This window comes from Luteibacter sahnii (assembly GCF_034063545.1).
Taxonomy (GTDB): domain Bacteria; phylum Pseudomonadota; class Gammaproteobacteria; order Xanthomonadales; family Rhodanobacteraceae; genus Luteibacter; species Luteibacter sahnii.
On the sequence record NZ_JAQLOK010000030.1, the window covers coordinates 1 to 541 of the forward strand.

Annotated in this window: 1 pseudogene; it reads left to right on the top strand. The window is 65.6% G+C overall.

Features of this window, described 5'->3' with window-relative positions:
* Positions 1-365 (top strand): annotated as a pseudogene (locus PI246_RS18415) (hypothetical protein); the annotation flags it as partial.
* Positions 366-541: the final 176 nt, after the last annotated feature.

Below are 541 nucleotides of genomic sequence, written 5' to 3' on the forward strand. Positions count from 1 at the left end.
ATCTGAAACAGGCTGCGACCTGCACGCCTGAAGCCATGCAGCGAACGCGCAAGGCCTTCCAGGCATCCTACGATCGCAAGGACTATGCGGGTGCCGAAGCGGCGCTCGCGCCGCTCTATCGCGACTGCGTGGCGGCCCTCAGCTTCAGCGACGCCGGCGCCCTCCGCAACGACTACGCGCTGACCCAGCATAAACTCGGCGACGATGCCGGATGCCGGCAGACGCTGGCGCCCTACCAGGACGACGCCAAGCGCAGCGACGACGCCATCAGCGATGGCATGACGCCCGCCCTCGTCGACGATTACCTCCGCGTGATCCGCGCCGCACGCACCAACCTCAAGCTCTGCGGAGAAGGCAGAGGCTAACGCGAACGCAAGCGTCTACAGGCACGACACACCATCGGGGAACAGCGACATGTCCGATCCAAACACCGCCCCCACCGCGGCAAGGCCGCAACTCACCGACGCGCAACTCAAGACCTTGGGTTACTTCGCCATCGGCGTGGCCTCGGAAGGCAGCCTGGGCTCCAAGAATGTGGCCT